The 20,326-nt window shown below is 61.9% G+C and carries 13 protein-coding genes and 1 pseudogene; 3 read left to right on the top strand and 11 right to left on the bottom strand.

Going from position 1 to position 20,326, the window contains the following annotated elements:
- Positions 1–95: 95 nt before the first annotated feature.
- From bcsE to bcsG, 3 genes are read left to right on the top strand one after another with little or no spacing between them, the layout of a single operon-like run.
- Positions 96–1,634, top strand: coding sequence for a cellulose biosynthesis protein BcsE (gene bcsE / locus JS46_RS19030; RefSeq protein WP_033754495.1), 1,539 nt, complete (start codon positions 96–98; stop codon positions 1,632–1,634).
- Positions 1,634–1,822, top strand: coding sequence for a cellulose biosynthesis protein BcsF (gene bcsF / locus JS46_RS19025; RefSeq protein ID WP_033754492.1), 189 nt, complete (start codon positions 1,634–1,636; stop codon positions 1,820–1,822). Before bcsE ends, bcsF begins: the two co-directional genes overlap by 1 nt.
- Positions 1,822–3,489: a cellulose biosynthesis protein BcsG gene (bcsG, locus tag JS46_RS19020; protein WP_033754489.1), complete on the top strand. Its 1,668-nt coding sequence runs from the start codon at positions 1,822–1,824 to the stop codon at positions 3,487–3,489. The genes bcsF and bcsG overlap by 1 nt, the downstream gene beginning before the upstream one ends.
- Before the next feature lie 761 nt (positions 3,490–4,250).
- On the opposite strand, the gene JS46_RS19015 is transcribed toward bcsG, so the two are convergent.
- The 11 genes and pseudogenes from JS46_RS19015 to dppB all read right to left on the bottom strand — a co-directional run bounded on the left by JS46_RS19015 (position 4,251) and on the right by dppB (position 20,043).
- Entirely contained in the window at positions 4,251–5,255 is a 1,005-nt protein-coding gene (locus JS46_RS19015; protein WP_033754486.1) for a glycosyl hydrolase family 8, read from the bottom strand.
- Between the two features lie 12 nt (positions 5,256–5,267).
- The gene (gene bcsD / locus JS46_RS19010; RefSeq protein WP_033754483.1) at positions 5,268–5,711 is read right to left on the bottom strand and encodes a cellulose biosynthesis protein BcsD; all 444 of its coding nucleotides are present in this window, start codon (positions 5,709–5,711) and stop codon (positions 5,268–5,270) included.
- Positions 5,711–9,523 (bottom strand): cellulose biosynthesis protein BcsC, encoded by a 3,813-nt coding sequence (locus JS46_RS19005; RefSeq protein WP_152560719.1) that lies wholly within the window; start codon positions 9,521–9,523, stop codon positions 5,711–5,713. The genes bcsD and JS46_RS19005 overlap by 1 nt, the downstream gene beginning before the upstream one ends.
- 5 nt (positions 9,524–9,528) lie before the next feature.
- Positions 9,529–12,126, bottom strand: a pseudogene (gene bcsB, locus JS46_RS22965) (cellulose biosynthesis cyclic di-GMP-binding regulatory protein BcsB).
- Entirely contained in the window at positions 12,123–14,222 is a 2,100-nt protein-coding gene (gene bcsA / locus JS46_RS18995) for a UDP-forming cellulose synthase catalytic subunit (RefSeq protein WP_051563683.1), read from the bottom strand. Before bcsA ends, bcsB begins: the two are co-directional and overlap by 4 nt.
- A 50-nt stretch (positions 14,223–14,272) precedes the next feature.
- Positions 14,273–15,076, bottom strand: a complete 804-nt coding sequence (bcsQ, locus tag JS46_RS18990; RefSeq protein ID WP_033754478.1) for a cellulose biosynthesis protein BcsQ — start codon at positions 15,074–15,076, stop codon at positions 14,273–14,275.
- Positions 15,067–15,651, bottom strand: coding sequence for a cellulose biosynthesis protein BcsO (gene bcsO, locus JS46_RS18985; protein WP_033754476.1), 585 nt, complete (start codon positions 15,649–15,651; stop codon positions 15,067–15,069). The genes bcsQ and bcsO overlap by 10 nt, the downstream gene beginning before the upstream one ends.
- 450 nt (positions 15,652–16,101) lie before the next feature.
- Positions 16,102–17,124 carry a dipeptide ABC transporter ATP-binding subunit DppF gene (gene dppF, locus JS46_RS18980; protein ID WP_033754474.1) on the bottom strand — a complete coding sequence of 341 codons (1,023 nt, stop codon included), beginning with the start codon at positions 17,122–17,124 and terminating at the stop codon, positions 16,102–16,104.
- A complete protein-coding gene (gene dppD, locus JS46_RS18975; protein WP_033754472.1) occupies positions 17,114–18,100 on the bottom strand; it encodes a dipeptide ABC transporter ATP-binding protein in 987 nt (328 codons plus the stop codon). The genes dppF and dppD overlap by 11 nt, the downstream gene beginning before the upstream one ends.
- An 11-nt stretch (positions 18,101–18,111) precedes the next feature.
- The gene (gene dppC / locus JS46_RS18970; protein WP_033754469.1) at positions 18,112–19,014 is read right to left on the bottom strand and encodes a dipeptide ABC transporter permease DppC; all 903 of its coding nucleotides are present in this window, start codon (positions 19,012–19,014) and stop codon (positions 18,112–18,114) included.
- A gap of 9 nt (positions 19,015–19,023) precedes the next feature.
- A complete protein-coding gene (dppB, locus tag JS46_RS18965) occupies positions 19,024–20,043 on the bottom strand; it encodes a dipeptide ABC transporter permease DppB (protein WP_033754467.1) in 1,020 nt (339 codons plus the stop codon).
- Between the last annotated feature and the right edge of the window lie 283 nt (positions 20,044–20,326).

The raw sequence follows: 20,326 nt of genomic DNA, 5'->3' as shown, positions 1-20,326 counted from the left end.
AACCCGTCTGTCATAACGTATTTTTAAATTTCTCAGGTTGCATCTTGCCCTGTCTATAATAAGCTAGCCTGGACTGAACAAATCGCGAATTCAATATGAAAAATTCCTTTGCGCTGGGGCTGTTGCAGGTTCAGCCTGAATTAACGGTATTGCAAACGCCCGGCTGTTATTGGGTAACCTGCGCGCGTCAGGAAGATGCGCGCGCTTTTATTCGTCAGGCGATCCTGGCGCAGCAATCCGTCACCCTTATCAGCGCAGATGAAAAGCCGCGCGATCTGCTGACGCCTGACCCGGCGGGCGGGCCTGACCGTATTCCCTTGTTTTCTTTGCCTAAAAACAAAAGCAGCCTGCTGCATCTGGAGAGCGACTTTTCCCGCAAGCTCGGCAGTAAAAACGGGCTGGTGATTTTTAACAGCAGCGCGGCGCAGTGGGATAAACTCGACGACGCCGAGTTAACCTCGTGGATAAAGCGCATGCGCCGGGTGCTGATTAAAAAACAGATGACGCTTTTAATGGTCACCTCTGGCGCCACGATAATTAACCTGCGTAATAATCTTCAGCGTTATTTTCGACAGCTTGACGGCCTGGCGCATTTAGCCTTTCAACAGGATAGCTGGCAATATCGAATTAACTGGTGGTATGCCGGCGATCGGTTGCTCGCCGACCGCGCCATTCGTCTTGACTGCAAAGACGATCGCTTTTACGCCGTAAATGAAAATGAAAAGCAGGAGCCGCTCAGCTTAAACGACGAGCAACAATATCTTGCCGATAAAATAGTGCTGGAGGGCGCACCGCCCCTTTCGCGTCAGTGGCAGTTGTTTGACGATAATGAACAGGTCTTTTTGCGCGCCCAGCAGGCGAGCGCCGCGACGGTGATTTTCAGCCTGAGCCGCAGCGACCTGATCGGCGAGCTGGCGAAAATGGTGCACAGCCTGCGCCGCGCGCGCGGCAACGGCTTAAAAATCGTGGTGCGCGAAATGGGCACCAGCCTGCGCTACAGCGACGAACGTCTGCTGCTGGCGTGCGGCGTCAGCGCCATCGTCTCCGCCAGCGCCACCATGTCGCGCTTTTTGACCACGCTGGAAGGCCTGCAGGGCCAGGTTTTCAACCGCCGCGTGCCGGCTAACCTGGACGCGCTGACCGCCGCGCTGCAGCCGCTGCATGAGAAAGGCTATTTGCGCCTCGACGCCTTCTGTCAGGCGGTGGGACAGCTGATCGGCAACACCCTGCTGCCGGATAACGACAAAGGTCTGCTGGTGGCGCTGCGGCCGGTGCCGCAGCTCAGACCGCAGCAGATCCTGACGCTGTGCAAGCCGCGCCGCTTCGGCGATCTGGTGACGGTGCTGGACGATCGCGTCATCCTGTTTCTCTCTTCCTGCCGCTATAACGATCTCGATAAAGCGCTGAAATTTATCTTTTCGCTGCCGCACGACGAGCTTTTCGCAAACAGGATGGTTTGGTTTGAGGACAATCAAATTCTCGCCGAAATCAATAACATAAAAAATCTGACGCCGAATGCGCTGCAGGATATCACACCGCAGATCCAGCCGACGCAGAGCGCTGACGAACCGGCGGAAACGCGCGAACGCAGCGCGCCGCAGCCGATTACTTTACTGCCGGAGATGAAAAGCTGATGAACCTGATGGACTGGGTGCAGATTGCGCTGCTGACGTTAGTCATCTTACTGTTTCTAAAGCCGTTATATCGGCAATGGCTGCCGCGTCGCTGGAACGGCATGTTGAATCGCCTGCTGCCTGCGCGCGCGTTAAAGTCTGAAGGCCACTGGCAGCGTAAATCCTCGAAAAAGGATGCAAATCATTAATGAATAACGATCAACCGACTTCCGCTCACTCTTCCCGCTTATGGTCTTACTGGCGCGGGCTGGGCGGCTGGAACTTCTACTTTTTGCTCAAGTTCGGCCTGCTTTGGTACGGCTATCTCAACTTCCACGCCTTGAGCAATCTGGTGTTCCTGGCCTGGCTGCTGTTCCCGCTGCCCTCGCCGCGCCTGCACCGCCTGCGCAGCTGGATATCGATTCCCATCGGCTTCGGCCTCTTTTGGCACGACACCTGGCTGCCAGGGCTGGAGAGCATTCTCAGCCAGGGCGACCAGCTGGCGGGCTTCTCCGGCGCCTATTTGCTCGATCTGGTTAACCGCTTCATTAACTGGCAGATGGTCGGCGCCGCCTTTGCGCTGCTGGTGCTCTATCTCTTTGTTTCGCAGTGGATCCGCGTAACGGTGCTGGTCTCGCTGATGCTGATCTGGCTTAACGTGCTGACCATCGCCGGCCCCGCGCTGTCGCTGCTGCCGACCAAAGCCGCCACGCCGGAGGTGGTGCTTAACCAGACGCCAGCGGCCGGACAGAGCCCGGCCGCCGCCGCGCCGGACGGCCTCGATCAGTCGGCGCCGCCCACCAGCGCCAACCTGACCGCCTGGCTGAACCGTTTTTACGACAGCGAACGCAAGCGCGTGACCCATTTTCCCGACAGCCTGCCTGCAGATTCGCAGCCGTTCGATATTCTGGTGGTGAATATCTGTTCACTCGCCTGGTCCGATATCGACGTTTCGCAACTGCGCAGCCATCCGCTGTGGCGCCACTTCGATATCGTGCTGAACAACTACAACTCCGCTACCGGCTACAGCGGCCCGGCGGGGATTCGTCTGCTGCGCGCCAGCTGCGGCCAGACGTCGCACAGCGATCTCTATAAACCGACCGACACAAGCTGCTATCTGTTTCAAAATCTGGCGAAGCTGGGCTTTAAAGAGCAGCTGATGATGGACCATACCGGTGTGTTTGGTAACTATCTCAAGGAGCTGCGTGATGACGGTGACATGCAGGCGCCGCTGATGTCGCAGGCGGGCATTGCGCCGGAGCTGACCTCGTTCGACGGCTCGCCGGTATTTAACGATGCGCAGCTGATGCAGCGCTGGCTGGATGACCGCAGCAAGAGCAGCGACGCGCGCAGCGCCACGTTCTATAACCTGATCCCGCTGCATGATGGCACGCGCGATCTTGGCAGCACCAAAACCGCGCCGTGGAAGCCGCGCGCGCAGCTGCTGTTCGACCAGCTCGACGCGTTCCTGACTAATCTGGAGAAGTCGGGTCGACGCGTGATGGTGCTGGTGGTGCCGGAGCACGGCGCGGCGCTGCAGGGCGACAAGATGCAGATGTCGGGCCTGCGTGATATTCCCAGCCCGAGCATTACGCATGTGCCGGTGGGCATTAAGTTTGTCGGCATGAAAGCGCCGCATCAGGGCCAGCCGCTGGCCATCGACGCGCCGACCAGCCTGCTGGCGATTTCCGAGCTGGTTTCCCGCGTGGTGGATGGGCAGGTGTTTAACGCGCCAAACGTCAATATGTCGGTGCTGGCGGACAAGCTGCCGCAGACGCCGGTGGTGTCGGAGAATGACAATGCCGTGGTGATGATGTATCAGGGCAAGCCGTGGATCCGGCTGAACGGCGGCGACTGGGTTGCTTATCCGCAGTAGGTTTTGCCTGCTGCGCAGGCGGCGCTGAGCGCGCGAACAGGCTCTGAGCGGTTTCCGCCCGCCAGGCGGCAAGGTTCGCTGCGCGAATGGGCTCTGAGCGGGTTCCGCCCGCCAGGCGGCAGGGAGTTTCAGCCGCTCCGCTGCTGGCGTGCGTGTTAAGGGGCTCGCCAGCCCCTTAACAATCCCGGCTTCCGGCAGCCTCCACGCCGCGCTCCGCGCGGTCCCTTCGTTGCTTACGTCGGCCGCACGGACCGCGCGGATTCGACATCCTGTCTCATGCCGCGCTCTCGCCGACGTCCTGTCGGCTCGTCCTGGCCGCCGTGCGCGCCTCAGCGTGTCGGATGCCTCTGACTGCCCGCCTGTGAGTTCCCTTGTTTTTTATTAACGACGGCGTCGTCTGAATGCATGTCTCATGCTTTCAGCGACGAAGTTGCGCCTTCAGGAATCGGGACGTACAGCGGGGTTGTGGGGGCCATCGCAGCCGCTGAGCGGAGGAAGGATTTCAGGACGAGCGGCAGGGATGCCGCGAAGAGGCTGGCATGAGCCAGGGATGGCGAATCCAGCCGGTCCGTCAGAAATCCTGAGAGAGCGAAGGGACCCGCGCAGCGGGCGGGTGAGCTGGCCCGGGGCGCGGGTGCAGGGCCGGCGCCTACCGGCCCTGCTCGGTCGCCCGCAGCGGGCGAAATGAAACTCCCTCGCTGTCAGGCGAACGAAACCCGCACCGCTGTCAGGTGAACGTTCGCCGCGGCGAACCTCACCCGTCAACGCTTCTCCTGAAGCGCCAGCCACACCAGCAACTGCAAGCTGGCGGAAAAATAATTCTGGTCCGGCGCAAGCCGATCGCTGATATAGCCGGTCTCGTTCAGCGTCAGATCGCGGATCGCCAGCAGGCCGCCATCGAGATTATAAGGGGCGTTGCTGTTGCCCAGCACGTCGAACCAGGCGGGCGTCGTCAGGCGACCGTAGCGCTGCCAGACGTTCTGGAACGGCACCAGACGCAGGCTCTGCGGGTCGTACCACCAGATATAGAGCGGCACGCGCACCGCGTCGTAGCTAAAACGGTTCGAGTAGCCCACCGCGGGCGCCACCGAGCCGTCCGCGTTCAGCGCCACCCAGTCGAGCGGCAGGCCCGTTTTGCCGAAATGCATCTCGCCCAGCAGATCCATGCCGTCGTCAATCAGGGCGTTCCACACCTTGAGATGGCTGTGTTCGGCAAATTCGCGCCAGGCCTCGAAAATAAAATAGGAGGGGTTCAGCACTACATAGCTGGTCTTGTTGAACCCCTGCACGCCCGGCAGCATCACCGTACGTCCCGCGTAGGTCACCACATTGTGTTTCACGATGGCGCGCTGAATGCGATCCGACGCCTGCTGATAGGCCTGCGACGACCACTTATCGGCCGCGCGCTGCAGCGCCCAGGCAATCAGCACGTCGCCGTCGGAGGCGTTGTTTTTGTCTGCCACCGGTTCGGCGACGTCCGGCGTATAGCGCCAGTAGAAGAGATCGTTTTGCGTATTCAGCAGATGCTGGCGCGTCCAGCTCCACAGCTTATCGAAGGTCGCGCGATCGTCGTTCGCCACCGCCAGCAGCATGCCGTAGCCCTGCCCTTCGGTATGGCTGACGTTATTGTTGGCGTTATCGACAATACGTCCTTCCGGCGTTGAAAAGCGGCTCTTGAAGGTGCTCCAGCCATCGGCCGACGCCTGCGCGCTTACCATCATCACCATGAAAAAAATCACCCATCTGAGCCAGGCTGGCTTTGTCATCTTATCGCTCCGTTAGTACCGATAGTGCAGCGTATTGCCGTCGTTAAGCTCCAGCGCCACCGCAACCGCCGCGCCGCCGCCCTGCGCGCGCAGCCAGCCGCCGTAAAGTCCCGCCAGCACGGCGGCCAGCGCCGACTGCCAGCTTTTCGCATCCAGCGCGCCGTCGCCCGCAGGCAGCGCATGGTGCTTCAGTAAAATCGCCGCGTCCTGCGGCTGCAGCTGAACAAAACCCCAGTTAAAGCGAGCCAGCTGCAAATTCATTTCGCGCTCCAGATCCTGCACGGTGCGCGCGTCAGGCAAAGGATAGCGCGCCGCCAGCGAATCGCCCATGTCGTAGAGAAACGCCTCCGCCTCTTCTTTGCCCGCATTGGCGAGCATGCCCTCCATCATCACGCTGACCAGATCGAACCAGCCCGGCTGATGCGTATGGCTTGCCGCGCCCGTATGCTCACTCATTAGTTGTCTCCAAACAGATAGCGGAAGTAGAGCTGCGCCGTGCTTTCGCTGTAGTCGCCGAAGGTGTCGTAGCCCAGCTGGCCGCCGACCGTGACCGCTTTATTCACTTTGTAATCCGCGCCGGCGTGCAGGTTGTAGCCGATGCCGTTTTTGCTGTCGCCGCTATAGTAAGCGCTCTTTACCGCGCCGCTCGCCGCATAGGATTCCAGCTGCGCCTGCATAGCGGGATCGTTCGGGAAGTATGCGCTGCGATCCTGGCTGTAAGACTGATAGCCGACCGAGCCGCCGACCTTTACGCTCAGGTCATCAAACTTGCGCGTAAAATCGATGGGAAATGACACCGCCGTATAGTTCTGCGGGCTGAAGTAGCCGCCCTGACCGTAGCTGAAATAGCTGAGGTTTTTCGAGAAATCCATCCACGACAGGCTCATGCCGACCTTCAGTTCGCGGTCGTCGCGGTGGAAAGGCCGTACGTAAGCGCCCGCCGTGGCGTTGAGACTGTCGTTGCTCGCCACGTTCTCGCCGATATAGCTGTAGGCGCCGCCGCCGACGTAGAAGCCCGCATCGCCGTTGTCATAGCTCAGCAGCGCATTGCCGCCGTTTTTAGTGACGCCGCCCCAGCGTTTGCCGCTCGCTTTATCCTGTACGCCGACGTAAGAGAGCAGGCTGTCGGTCATCGCGCGGCGCTCTCCGGTAAGGATCAGCGTCAGGAAGTCGGTGAGTTTCGGCGACCACTGCACCCCGCCCACCAGCGTGCTGAGATCCTGGCCCAGCGGCGTGCTGCCAAGGTCGATTTTATAGCTGTCGCCTTTCAGCGCCAGGTTCAGCTCCACGCCGGATGCTCGCTGCGAATCGGTCGAGGCGCTCGGCACGTCGGTGGCCTTCGCGCCGCCGGCGGCAACCACCTTCGCCTGCTCAAGCGCGTTGCTGCCGAAGCGACGCCATGCATCGCCTGCCGCGCTGCCCGCCGTCAGCGAAAGCGGCGTCATCATAAAATCGAAGCGTGCGTCGCCGAAGGGCACGGTTGAGAAGGTCAGCGGCGCTTTCGCCTCGGTCAGATTACTGAGGCCCGACTCGCCGTCGCGCGCGCGCACCTGCACCTGACCCTGCGTCCAGGTGCCGGTTTTCTCCTGCAGCCCCTCCATCATGCTGTCGATCTGATGCAGGGTGCGCGCCTGCTGCAGCGGCAGGTTATCGCCGCTCGCCAGGACGACGCCTTCGGCGCTGCTGGTCACGCCAGCCGGTGCGCTCTGCCACGGCAGCACGCTGCCGTAGCTGGATGGCGAGCGTCCCACCGGCGAGGCGCTGCGGTCGATAAAGGGATTGTCCGCCAGCGCCAGGCCGCCGACGGTCGGCGTCTCGCCGTTTTGTGCGCCCTGCAAACCAGTCAGCTGTCCGCGCGCGCTGCGAAGGTAGCGCATCGCCTGGGCGCGATCGCCGTTCGCATCGGCGACGCGCGCCAGCAGCAGCAAGCGCTCTGGCGTTTGCTGCGCCTGCAGACCGCGCGACAGATCGTTGGCGCGCGCCAGGTTGTTCTGCGCCAGCGCCACGTTAATCGCGCCGACGCGCGCGTCCTGGGTCGCGGTGTCCTGGGTCAACAGGTAGTCATACACCACGCCCGCTTCTTTGTTCATCTTGCCGTCCTGATAGAGACGGGCCATAGCGAACATCAGATCGCGATTCTGCGGGTCGTGCTGCAGGGCGCCGATGAGCTTGTCATAGGCGGCGGCGTACTGCTTCTGCTCGCGCAGGCGATCTACCTCGTTAATCACGTAGCCGTTGCGAATACCTGCCAGCTGCGTCGGCGTGCTGCGCGCCTGCAGCTCTGGCGCGTCGAGGAAGCGCTGCGCTTCGCTGGCCAGTCCCGCCTGGTTCAGCACGGCGACCTGCGCCGCGTAGTCGCCTGCATTGCCCTGCACGCCGCGCTGCATGTTGCCGCGCACGATCGCGACGGCTGTCGCGACGTCGCCCGCTCTGGCGAGCTTTTGCGCCAGATTGCCTGCATCCGCCGGATTAGCGGGCGGCGTCTGCGCCAGCGCTTTTAGCGTGTTAACAGCGGCGGCGTTCGCGCCCTGCGCCAGATAGCTGTCGGCGGTCGCCATCTGCAGATTGAAGTTAACGCGCTGTGCCAGCTCGCGCATGTCGCGCGTCTGGGCGCTGGCGGGAATACGCGCCAGCAGCGCGCTGGCCTGCTGCCAGCCGCCGCTCTCGCTGGCGTTGATAGCGGCGGCGTAGCGCTCGCTGACGCCCGCGCCATCGCGCATCGCAAACTGCATCACGCCTGCGGCCTGCGGCGTGTCGCCCTGCGCGCGGTAGAGGCGCGCCAGGTCCAGGCGCAGCCAGCCGTCGCTGGGGTAGCGCTGAATGCCTTGCTGCAGCGTGGCGATCGCCGCACTGGCGTCGCCTGCCTTCAGCTCGCGTTTCGCCTGCTGGCGAATCGGATCGCTGCCGCCATTGCTGACGCGCGGCGCCACGCTCTGGCGCACGCTGTCGGGCAGCGACGCCAGCAGCGTACTCGCCTCGGCGCTGCGGTTTTGCTGGCGCAGAACATAGAACAGCCCCTCTTTCGCGCTGCGGTTATCCGCATCGTTTTGCAGGATGGCGCGATAGGCGCGCTCCGCCTCGCTGAACTGGCTGCCGCGGCGCAGCACGTCGGCGCGGAACAGCTGCGCGGCGACGCCTTTTTCCCCGTCAGCCTGCGTCAGCGGCGCGCTGAGCGAGAGCGCCTGGACGCTGTCGCCGTTTTTCAGCGCCTGCTGCGCCGCCGCCAGCTGCGCATAGAAGCGCGCATCGTTGGCCTGCTGCTGCCGTTCGGCGCCGCGCTCGCCACCAAGCTGGGCCGAGCGTTGCAGGTAGTCCGCCGCTTCACCGTAGCGGCCGCCGCGCTGCGCGACGTAGCCCATGCCCGCCAGCGCGTCGGCATCCTGCGGACTGGCGCTCAGCACTTTCTCAAAACTGTTTTGCGCGCCGCTGACGTCGCCGCTGTTAAGCGCGTTAAAACCCGCGCCCTTCTCGGCGCCGCCGACATTTTTACGGTAGTAATCCATTACCGCCACGTCCTGCGGATGGCGCTGCTGCCAGCTCTGATAGCGCGCGGCGTCCGACGGCTGCGGGCCGAGCCACAGCAGCGCCTGGCGCAGCGAACGATCGGCCTCCGCGCTGCCGTCCGCCAGCGTGCCGAGCAGATCCACGCCCTCGCGGCGCGTGGCGTCCTGATAGGTCAGGGCTTTGCCCAGCGCCAGCCTGGCGCTGACATCCTGCGGATGCGCCGCCGAGAACTGCCGCAGCGCGTCGACCGCCTGCGGCAGCAGGGTGCGGTCGCCCGCCATCGTCAGGTAGTACTCCGCCGCCACGCTGGCGGGCGGCTCGTTGCCGTTAAAGGTGTTGCGCCACGTCTGCAGCGACGCGGCGATATTGCCGCTGCGCGCCTGCTGACGCGCCAGCGACAGCTGCGCCTGCGGGATGGTTTGCAGCTGGCGCGCGTTATCCAGCTCGCTCAGGCGCGCGTCCTGCGGCGAGACGCTGCTCAACTGCTGGCGGTAGCGCGCCGCGCCTTCGACGTCGCCGCCCTGCTGCGAGTAGAGCGCCAGCAGATAGAGCGCCTGCGCGTTGCTCGGTTCCACCATCAACACTTTTTGCAGCGCGGATTTCGCTAAATCGTCATGCGCTTTCTGATGCCAGTAGGCCGCCTGATCGAACAGCGCCTGCAGCGCCGGATTGGCGCTTTCCGCCGCCAGCAGCGGCAGAGAGAGAGAAAGCGCGCCGCCCAGCAGCAGCGCGCGACGGATACCGGTGCTTATCGTTGTTTTCATTGTGTTCATCCTGACCTCTTACCGGAGTCGCGCGCGTTGGGCGGGGTAAGTCGACGCCGCGCATGGCGCTGCAGCATGGCGAAAATCGCCGCGCCCGCCAGCCCGGCAAGGATCAGCGCCGCCAGCGCCATCAGCACCGAATGCTGGCTGGCGTACCACACCACCATCATGTACCAGGGCATCTCGCCGCTCGGATACTGCGGGCCGACGCGGAAGCTGCGAATGCCGTTCTCGTCGGTGATGATGGCGGTATCGCCACGGATCGCCGCGTTAATGCGCGCCGAGTTCAAATCGCCATGCAGCCGCAGCAGCTGTTCGTCGCTGGTCGCAACCGTCATTACCACGGTGCGATCGGGATTCCAGGGCGAGCGGTAGCTGACAAAGCCGCGCCACGCCTCGTTCGAGGAGAAGTAGCGATCGGCATCCAGCGGCTGGCGATACCAGTCGCCGGTCAGCCAGCTGCGCACGTTGTCCAGGGTAGAGGGCGTTTTCACGCCGAAGGTGGCGCCGTTAGCCTCGAACGGCGACCGCGCCAGCATCTGCTGGTTAAAGCGGCTGTCGCCGGTGGTGCTGATCGCCAGCACGTCGCTCTTCGCCAGCCGCGCCAGGTGAGTGCCGCCGCTGGGCAGGCCGAACATCACCTGGTTCTGCGTCAGCGCCGCGCCGGTGGCGTTGCCCGCGCGCGCCGCCAGATCGAGCAGCGTGGCGATTTCGGCATTGCTCGGTTTCTCCGGCATCAGCAGCGTGGTCTGGCTGAAGTCCGCCAGCCGCGTAAAGGGAAAGGAAGCGCCGACGAAGTAGGAGAGATTTGGCAGCAGCGTGAAGTGGCGCGTGTGGCTCAGGTCGATCCATGACGCCTCTTCAATGCGGCTTTTGATGTTGTTGCTGAGCAGCACGCCGCAGGGCGCGTCCGCTTTCGGCCGGATATTGAAGTAGAGCGAGAGCTGGTTATCGCCGTAGATCAGCCAGGGATCGAGATGCAGCTGATACTGCTCCTGACGCGCGTCGCCGCCCAGACGGTGCCACGCCTGTTCGAGCAGGCCGACTTTGTTTACCGTCAGGTTGCGCAGGAAGGTGCCGTTCAGCATCACGTTGAGGAAAGAGCTGTTCTCGTCGATCCAGCTCTCTGACGGAAAGCGATAGTTCAGGTTTACCGGCACGGTATCGCCGTCCCACAGGAAGAGATCCGGCGCGGCGCGAAAATTAACGCGCAGCGCGTCGTGCCAGAGGCCGGTCGACGTCAGGCTCTGATTCGGGTCCAGCAGTTCGTTGAGACGCACCGGGCGGCTGGTGTTGATCCAGCGCGGCGCGTCGTAGGGTTTGCGGCTGGCGAGAGGCTGCGGCTGAACGGCGAGGCTGCTGGCGTCGGTATTCAGCGGCTGCGTGGTGAGGCGCAGCGCCGCCTGACGCAGCTGGGCGTCATCCTCGCCCGTCACCAGCAGCAGCTTATAGACCGGGTTATTAGGGTTATCCACTAGCGTCAGCTGCGGGCCGCTCGCCTGCGGCAGAGTCAGAGCGCCGATACGATCGCCCGGATGACCAAACAGGATGCCGTTTTGCTCGGGCAGCTCGCCGCGCGATACCGGGAAGCGGATGGTGCGGTAGTCGCTCTGAATGCCGAGCCACGACGCCACCAGCGCGGCGGCGCTAATCGCGTCCGGCGCGACGTTGCTGGCGAAGCCCATGGCGACCGACGCGGGCGTCATGCGCAGTGGATCGATAAACGGACGCGGGAAGTTGCGCAGGCGCGTGCCGATATTGAGCTGCTGCCCTTCCAGGCTCAGCGTCGTCTGCGGCAGGATCGTGACCTGATAGTTCTGCGCGCTCTCTTTCTCGCACAGCAGCTTATCCGCATCGTTGATTTTAAAGCTGAGGTTATTGCTGGCAACCACCATCGCGGCGGGGATCTCCAGCTGCTAGTCGCTGACGTCGCTATCGCTGGCGCCAAGGGGCAGCGTGCCGAGCGGCTGGCCGTTGAGCATCAGCTGCAGCGAGGTGTTGCGCGCCGCCAGCGCCTGAGAGACGCGCAGCGACAAGTTGAGGTGCGCGTTGGTGATTACCTCATCACCCGGCAGGGTAAAAACGATGCCGGACTGCAGCTGGCCGCCGCTCAGGATAATGCCCTGCTGCTGGCCCATCTGCGCGACGGAAATGGTGCTGCTGATCGGCTGGTTCAGCGCTGCGGCTGGCGCAGGCGCAATTACCGGCTGGCCCGGCACAAAGGGCGCGGCGGCGGCGGCGGACGAAAGCTGCGGATCGGCCTGCTCCAGTCCCGCCGGCGGCGGCAGATCCGTCAGCGCGCTCTCCTGCTGTATGGCGGGCACGGTCGGTTCCAGTGCAGCAGGCACGCTCGATTCTGGCGCAGCAGGCGCGCTCAATTGCGGCGCAGCGGGCGCGGTCGGTTCCGGTGCAGCAGGCGCGGTCGGCTGCGGCGCAGCAGGCGCGCTCAATTGCGGCGCGACAGGCACAGCCGGCTCCGGCGCGGCGGGCGCGGCGCTGTTGACCGGCGCGGCAGAATTATCGGGCGCTTCCGCCCAGCCTGCGTTCAGCCACAGCGCTGCCGCCAGCGATGACGCCAGCAGAGAGTGAGTCATGATTTTCATGCTGCGCCGTCCTCTTTTGCCGCGGCAGGCGCGCGGCCTTTGGCGCGTCGATCCTTCCAGGTCAGCCAGAACAGCTCGAACACGGTGCGAATAATGGTGCCCAGCGAGAGTAGCGCATTGTCTTTTTTGTACTCCGGCTGAAGCCAGGCGTCGGCGCGCGCCAGCACAACGCGTACCAGCTCGCGCCGACGCGCCAGCGGCATCGCGGCGAAGCGCAGGCGAATCGACTTGTCGTCGCCGGAAATTTTGCTCACCGGAATGGTAATAGCGCCCGACTGCAGCAGCAGATCGATCTCTTCAATCTCATCGGTTTCATGACGGTTATCCGGCGCATCCAGCTGCGCGCCGCCCATGGAGAGATCGCTGGTGCGGGTACGCGACGAAATGCCGCTGGCGTAGTGGATAATCGCCGGGATCTCTACCTCGATGCGGATGGTTTTACGCACCTGCCGCGTTTCACGCGCCACCGCGATCGCCGCCATCAGGATAATCAGGCTAAAGAGCGCCCAGCCGACGTTCAGGGCAATCACGTAAGGGTCGACGCCGAAGTAGTCGTGCATCACCGCGCGCCCCACGCCTGCGGCGATGCCGATGCCCAGCAGCGCCGCCACGATGACGTGCGGACGCACAATGTGAAAATCGAAGAAGCCCTGATCGAGCAGGCCGCCTTTGTCGGTCACGTTAAATTTGCCGTGCCTGGGCGACAGCAGAGTCAGCAGCGTCGGGATCACCAGGTGGAAACACATCACAGTTTCGTAGATTTCGCCCCAGAAGGTGTAGCGAAAGCGGCCGTTCATGCGCGAGTTGACGTAGAGCGACATCACCAGGTGCGGCAGCACATAGGCGAAGATCAGCGACGCCGACGAGTGAATGATATTGAGATTGAACAGCAGATAGGCGAGCGGCGCGGTCAGGAACACCACCCGCGGCAGGCCGAACTGAAAGTGCAGCATGGCGTTGAGGTAGCAGAGGCGCTGCTGCCACTTCAGGCCGCGTCCCAGCAGCGGATTGTCGACGCGGAAAATCTGCGTCATACCGCGCGCCCAGCGCGTACGCTGCACCACGTGCAGACCCAGACGCTCAGTCGCCAGACCGGCCGCCAGCGGGATCGCTAGAAACGCCGAGCCCCAGCCGCGCCGCTGCATTTTCAGCGCGGTATGGGCATCTTCCGTCACCGTTTCCACCGCAAAGCCGCCGATCTCCTCCAGCGCCGCGCGACGGATCACCGCGCAGGAGCCGCAGAAAAAGGTGGCGTTCCAGTTGTCGTTGCCCTGCTGTACCGGGCCATAGAACAGCGCGCCTTCGTTGGGAATGGTGCGCGCCGCGCGCAGGTTGCGTTCGAAGGGATCGGGCGAATAGAAGTAGTGCGGCGTCTGCAGCAGCGCCAGCTTCGGATCGGACAGGAATGGGCCGACGGTGGCCTGCAGAAAGGTGCGCGTGGCGACGTGGTCGCAGTCAAACACGCAGATCAGTTCGCCTTTGGTGATCTTCATGGCGTGGTTCAGGTTGCCCGCTTTGGCGTGGCTGTTGTCGTCGCGCGTAATATAGCCGACGCCGACGTCGGCGGCGAAAACCGCAAACTCCGGCCGCTTGCCGTCATCCAGCAGATAGACCTTCAGCTTGTCGCGCGGGTAGTCGATACACTGCGCCGCCAGCACCGTATCGCGCACCACGTCGAGGCTTTCGTTATAGGTCGGCACGTAGACATCAACGGTCGGCCAGAGGGTGACGTCGTCCGGCAGCGGTTCGATGGTGCGCTTTAGCGGCCAGGTGGTTTGCAGAAAGCCGAGAATTAGAATCAGCCAGACATAGATTTCAGCAAGATATAAGCCGATGCCGAGGATCGCTTCCGTTTCGGAATTAAAATGGAGCGTCTCCGTAGTGCGCCACCAGATATATCGGGTGGACATCAGGGCAGAGAGAATAACCATCACCACCGTTATTTTACGGCTTTTGCTGAACCCCAGTAAAAACATCATCAAAATACTGATTAAGCCAAATATATATTGTTTCTGGCTGTCCATCGGCGTAATGACGATTACCGCGGCCGCCGGCGCAAGCACCAGCAGCAACAGGTAAAACCCGATCTTATTCATGATTCACCCTGGAAAAGCGCTGTTTTTTATAGCCCGGCGACGCCAGGCAATTAGTAGTGGCTGCTGCGGATCGGCGCCTGAACTTCGCCATTGCCGACGGAAATATTGAGGATATTCGCCACGCGTTTTCCAATCAGTTCAATATCGAACGCGGCGGCGGACGCAGGGCTGAAATCGTAAACCGACTGCTGTGAGGCGTTGGCTTCCGCCACGCTCTCATCGCGATGCACCACGCCCAGTAAGCTGTCGCCCAGCCGCTGCTGCATAAAAGCGGTGACGTCGCGGCTAATATTGCGGCGGTTATCGCTCTGGTTCAGCACGAAGTAGTGACCCAGCTGATTATTTAGCGGCTGGCCAATCATGCGGTTATTTTCAATTTGCGGTAACAGCGAAACCGAGGCGGTATCGGCCAGCATCACCACCAGATGCATTTGCGCCAGCGCGCTCATCGCTTTTAGCGCCGGGCCGGGGCCGGGCGGAAAGTCGGCAACGATCACCAGACCGGGATAGTTCAGCACCGTATCCAGCCCGCGCCGCAGGAAGTGGGGATCTTTCGCCAGGTTCTCTTCAAAACGCTCGCGCTGCGGCTCGGTCACGTCGCCGTAGGGCAAGACAAAAATGTTGCCGCCGGTGGTAAGGATCGACTGGCTCCAGTCCGCCTGCTCTTCCGAGCGCGCGACAAAGCCGCGGCCGTCGTTGAGCGGCACGCCGAAATGCAGACGCAGGGCGTTCTGCACGTCAAAATCGATCGCTAATACCTTGCTGCCCGCCCGCGCTAATCCCCAGGCCAGATTGGCTGCCAGCGTGGTTTTCCCGACTCCCCCTTTTGGCGAGCACACACAAACTAACGGCATAGCGCAATCTTCTCCAGTAACGGTTTGAGCAGGGTTTCTTTCGGCAGGCTGACCGGCTCGCTGTGGCGCGCGCGAAACAGGCCGCCAAAGCGGCGCACGGGCGCGGCCGCGGGCAGGCTAAACGCCTGAACGGGCGGCGCGGAAACGGATGCGGCGGGTACGCTAAGCGGCGGAACAGGCGACGGGGAAACGGGCGCGACGGCGGGCGGTGCGACGGCTTCAGGCGGCGCCGGAAAGAGCGAAGATCGGGGCGACGAAGCAGCAGGCGCGCGATCCGTCAGGCTATCGAGAATGCTGCTGCGTGCGCCGACAGGCTGCGACGCCGCAGGCTGACGCATCAGCGGCGAGGCGGCTGACGCGCGAAACTCATCGCCGCGCAGCGGCTGCGGCTGTGGCAAATCGATACGCTGGCTGCCGCTGAACGGCGTTGAGGCGTCTTCATTTGCCAGCTGGCGAATAAGCGCCCACTGGCTATTTTCAGCGGGTTCCTGCAGCTGGCCTGACATATCTTTAAAGGCGATATCGAGCGTTTGCGTTTTTTCTTTGAAACGCTGCAAATCGTCGTAATTTTTCATCGGGCCATGGCCTGCATTCAGGAAAAAATTTGCCAGGAATATATCACATTCATTTAGGCCCGGTGAGAAAAATCTGATTATAAAAGACGCACATTCAATAAAAGAGTTTTATCTTTATGATTGATTTAAAACTCTCACAAGCCGTTCTTGTCGGTTTTGTTAATAAATTAATTAATTAGCCTTAACTGAAATAGATAAGCAATTATTGGGGGTCCAATAATAAAAGTTACGCCTTACCCTTTGATGGCGCTGCCAATAGCGTATAGAGACTTTTTTGCGTTTTTTCTTAATGCAAAGCTGACAGGCGTTTTACGCTTTAGACAAAGCGTCGCGACAGCCGCTCACGTCAGCGACGATAATCTTTTACCTAAATGTTATTACGGCAGCTGAAGATGTATCAGATGACATGAAGAGTGGGCAATAAAAAGGCTCCTTACGGAGCCTCTGTGTTTAAACAATCCCTTCCGCCGCGCCGATCGGCTGGTTTTCATCCTGGTCGACGGCGAAGCAGGCGATTTGCTGATCGCCGTAGCGCTTCAGCTTCGGCTGTAGCTGCACGCAGGTCCCGAAGCGGCGACGGCAGCGCGCGTTAAAGGCGCAGCCCGGCGGCGGATTGAGCGGGCTGGGCAGTTCGCCGGTCAGCTTGATGCGTTCGCGCCGGTCGTCTGGATTAAGACGCGGCGTGGCCGACAGCAGCGCCTGAGTATAGGGATGGCGCGGATTGCTGAAGATCGCCTCTTTGCTGCCCTTCTCCACGCAGCGGCCCAGATACATCACCATGACCTCGTCCGCAATGTGCTCCACCACCGAGAGATCGTGCGAGATAAAGACGTAAGAGAGCCCCATCTCCTGCTGCAAATCCATCATCAGGTTAAGCACCTGCGCGCGCACGGAGACGTCGAGCGCCGAGACCGGTTCGTCGGCGATCAACACGTCGGGTTCGAGCATCAGCCCGCGCGCGATGGCGATACGCTGACGCTGGCCGCCGGAGAACATATGGGGATAGCGATCGTAATGCTCGGTTTTCAGGCCGACCTTCGCCATCATCTCCAGCGTCTTCTCTTTACGCTCCGCCTTGCTCAGCGCGGTGTTAATCAGCAGCGGTTCCTCAAGGATCTGGCTGACTTTCTTGCGCGGATTAAGCGAACCGTAGGGGTTCTGGAACACAATCTGGATTTTCTGACGACGCAGCTTCTGCGCCTGCGGATCGTGCTTCAGCAGATCCTGACCGTGCCAGAAGAGCTGACCTTCGGTCGGCGTTTCAATCATGGTCAGCAGGCGGCCGAGCGTCGATTTCCCGCAGCCGGACTCGCCGACCACCGCCAGCGTTTTGCCGCGCTCCAGATTAAAGGAGACGCCGTCCAGCGCTTTCACCAGGCGCTCCTGGCCGAACAGGCCTTTCTTCACCGGATAGTGTTTTTTCAGGTCAATCGCCTGCAGCAGGTAATCCTGCCTGGTATTATCAAGACTCATAGGTCGGTCTCCCGGCATCATCCAGCGGATAGTGACATTTGGACTGACGCCCCGGAATGTCGCGTAAGGCAGGTTCTTCTTTACGGCAGCGATCGGTGGCGTAGGGGCAGCGCGGATTCAGCAAACAGCCGACAGGACGGTCATATTTGCCCGGCACCACGCCCGGCAGCGACGCCAGACGCGCCTTATCGGCGGCGAACTCCGGCAGCGCGCGCAGCAGCGCCTGCGTATAGGGGTGGCGCGGCGCTTTAAAGATATCGCTCGCCTTGCCGCTCTCGACCACCTGACCCGCATACATCACGATGATGTGGTGCGCGGCTTCCGCCACCAGCGCCAGATCGTGCGTAATCAGGATCAGCGCCATATTCTCCTGCTGCTGCAGCTCCAGCAGCAGCTCGATAATCTGCGCCTGAATGGTCACGTCCAGCGCCGTGGTCGGCTCGTCGGCGATCAGCAGCTTTGGCCGACAGGCGATCGCCATGGCGATCATCACGCGCTGGCTCATGCCGCCCGACAGCTGGTGCGGATAGACATCCAGTCGCGACGCCGGGTCGGGAATGCCGACCTGCGTCAGCAGATCGATAGCGCGCTGACGGCGGGTGCGGCGGTTGCCGCCCTGATGCACCTTAATCGCTTCCATGATCTGGTAGCCGACGGTGTAGCAGGGGTTCAGGCTGGTCATGGGATCCTGGAAAATCATCGCCACTTCCGCGCCCACCAGCTGGCGGCGCTCTTTTTCGGAGATGCGTTTCAGGTCGCGCTGGTTGAACTCCAGCTTCTCCGCCATTACTTTGCCGGGAAAGTCGATCAGGCCCATAATCGCCAGCGAACTGACCGATTTGCCCGAGCCGGACTCGCCGACGATCCCCACGACCTGCCCCTGCTCAACCTGATAGCTGATGCGGTCGACCGCGCGGAACGGTGTCTTATCGTCGCCAAAATGCACCGATAATTTATCTACATTTAATAACGCCATCTCGGTGCCTCTTACTGCTTGAGTTTCGGGTCGAGGGCGTCGCGTAAGCCGTCGCCCATCAGGTTAAAGGCCAGCACGGTGAGCAGAATGGTCAGACCGGGAAAGGTCACCACCCACCAGGCGCTTTGCGCATACTGCAGTACGTCGGAGAGCATGGTGCCCCACTCCGGCGTCGGCGGCTGCGCACCCATACCGAGAAAGCCCAACGCCGCCATATCGAGAATGGCGTTGGAGAAGCCCAGCGACGCCTGCACGATCAGCGGCGCCAGACAGTTAGGCAGAATGTTGACGAACATCTGACGCAGCATGCCCGCACCCGCCACGCCGGAAGCGGTGACGTAGTCGCGGTTAACCTCAACCAGCACCGCGGCGCGGGTAAGACGGATATAGTGCGGCAGCGCGACAAAGGTCAGCGCGATAGAGGCGTTGACGATCGACGGACCGAAGATCGCCACCAGCACCAGCGCCAGCAGCAGGCTCGGCAGCGCCAGCATAATATCCACGATGCGCATGATAATGGCGTCCACCACGCCGCCGAGGTAGCCCGCCAGCAGGCCGAACACCACGCCGAGGATCAGCGACAGCACCACCACCATACAGCCCACCAGCAGCGACAGGCGCGCGCCATACATCAGACGCGACAGCACGTCGCGGCCCACATCGTCGGTGCCAAGGATATAGCTCCAGCTGCCGCCTTCCTGCCAGACCGGCGGATGCAGTAGCGCATCGCGGAACTGCTCTGCGGGCGCATGCGGCGCCAGCGCGCCGGCGAAGATGGCGATCAGCAGCATTAACACTACATAGACCAGGCCGATGACCGCGCCTTTATTGCGTTTAAAATAGTGCCAGAACTCCTGAATGGGGGTCATCGGCTTGGGTGCAGCGGGTACGCTTGCGGGATCAACAACAGACATGACGCCCCCTTATTTCTTATGTCGTATGCGCGGATTGACCACGCCGTACAGCAGATCAACCAGCAGGTTGACCAGGATAATCAGCACCGCAGTCAGCAGCACGCCGCCCTGCACTACCGGATAGTCGCGGCGTTGCAGCGCTTCGATCAGCCAGCGGCCGAGGCCAGGCCAGGAGAAGATGGTTTCCGTCAGGATAGCGCCCGCCAGCAGCGTGCCGACCTGCAGGCCGATCACCGTGACCACCGGCAGCATGGCGTTACGCAGCGCATGAACCACGATAACGCGCATGCGCGTCAGGCCTTTCGCACGCGCGGTGCGGATATAATCTTCGCCCAACACTTCCAGCATTGCTGAACGCGTCATACGCACAATCACCGCCAGCGGGATAGTGCCGAGCACGATAGCGGGCAGGATCATATGCATCACCGCATCCTTGAAGTCGCCCGCCTCGCCCCAGAAGAAGGTGTCGATCAGCATAAAGCCGGTAAGCGGATTGCTGTCGTCCAGGAACACGGTGTCGCTGACGCGCCCGGAAACCGGCGTCAGGTTAAGCTGCACCGACACCAGCATGATCAGCATGATGCCCCACCAGAAAATCGGCATGGAGTAGCCGGTCAGGGAGATGCCGACCGCAGTATGGTCGAAGATAGAGCCGCGCTTCACCGCCGCAAGAACGCCTACCGGGATACCCACGGCAACGGCGAAGATCATGGCGCAGATGCCGAGTTCCAGCGTGGCTTTAAAGCGCGGTACGAACTCATCCCATACCGGGATGCGGCTCTTGAGCGAAATGCCCAGATCGCCATGCAGCACGCCGTAAATGTAGTGAACGTACTGTTTCCACAGCGGCTGGTCGAGGCCAAAGGCCGCCATCAGCTGGGCGTGACGTTCCGGGGAGATCCCGCGTTCGCCCGCCATGATCAGCACCGGATCGCCGGGGATCATATGCACGAATGCGAAGGTCAACAGGGTAATGCCGATAAATGTCGGGATGACAAGTCCCAGACGTCGGAGTATGAACTGCAGCATAAGCCGGATTCTCAGTCTTTTCCCGCCGCGGTAAGCTGCGGGATCTATTGCTCACAACTCGCTCCCGAAAAAAATCGCGGGCGCGACGCAAAGTGCGTTAACCGTCATCTTTCGCTGCGCAGGCGCGAGGGCCCCGGCCCGACGTTTACCGCGGCAAATGTCGGAGACTGGTCGGCTCGCCGCTTTCCTGCAGCGCGAAGATGTTGGGTTTTATTCGAAGAAGTTAGCCGAAAATGCGCGTCGACCGAGCGGGCAAGCGCCCGCTCAGGGGCCGAACAGGTCG

This window comes from Pantoea sp. NGS-ED-1003, assembly GCF_000738765.1.
GTDB classification, from domain to species: domain Bacteria; phylum Pseudomonadota; class Gammaproteobacteria; order Enterobacterales; family Enterobacteriaceae; genus Pantoea; species Pantoea septica.
This window is presented reverse-complemented; position numbering and strand designations above follow the sequence as displayed.

What these genes read in the sequence shown, in the direction of transcription:
- bcsE (WP_033754495.1), top strand. Translation starts at nt 96, where the DNA reads ATGAAAAATTCCTTTGCGCTGGGGCTGTTGCAGGTTCAGCCTGAATTA.
- bcsF (WP_033754492.1), top strand. Translation starts at nt 1,634, where the DNA reads ATGAACCTGATGGACTGGGTGCAGATTGCGCTGCTGACGTTAGTCATC.
- bcsG (WP_033754489.1), top strand. Translation starts at nt 1,822, where the DNA reads ATGAATAACGATCAACCGACTTCCGCTCACTCTTCCCGCTTATGGTCT.
- JS46_RS19015 (WP_033754486.1), bottom strand. Translation starts at nt 5,255, where the DNA reads ATGACAAAGCCAGCCTGGCTCAGATGGGTGATTTTTTTCATGGTGATG.
- bcsD (WP_033754483.1), bottom strand. Translation starts at nt 5,711, where the DNA reads ATGAGTGAGCATACGGGCGCGGCAAGCCATACGCATCAGCCGGGCTGG.
- JS46_RS19005 (WP_152560719.1), bottom strand. Translation starts at nt 9,523, where the DNA reads ATGAAAACAACGATAAGCACCGGTATCCGTCGCGCGCTGCTGCTGGGC.
- bcsA (WP_051563683.1), bottom strand. Translation starts at nt 14,222, where the DNA reads ATGAATAAGATCGGGTTTTACCTGTTGCTGCTGGTGCTTGCGCCGGCG.
- bcsQ (WP_033754478.1), bottom strand. Translation starts at nt 15,076, where the DNA reads ATGCCGTTAGTTTGTGTGTGCTCGCCAAAAGGGGGAGTCGGGAAAACC.
- bcsO (WP_033754476.1), bottom strand. Translation starts at nt 15,651, where the DNA reads ATGAAAAATTACGACGATTTGCAGCGTTTCAAAGAAAAAACGCAAACG.
- dppF (WP_033754474.1), bottom strand. Translation starts at nt 17,124, where the DNA reads ATGAGTCTTGATAATACCAGGCAGGATTACCTGCTGCAGGCGATTGAC.
- dppD (WP_033754472.1), bottom strand. Translation starts at nt 18,100, where the DNA reads ATGGCGTTATTAAATGTAGATAAATTATCGGTGCATTTTGGCGACGAT.
- dppC (WP_033754469.1), bottom strand. Translation starts at nt 19,014, where the DNA reads ATGTCTGTTGTTGATCCCGCAAGCGTACCCGCTGCACCCAAGCCGATG.
- dppB (WP_033754467.1), bottom strand. Translation starts at nt 20,043, where the DNA reads ATGCTGCAGTTCATACTCCGACGTCTGGGACTTGTCATCCCGACATTT.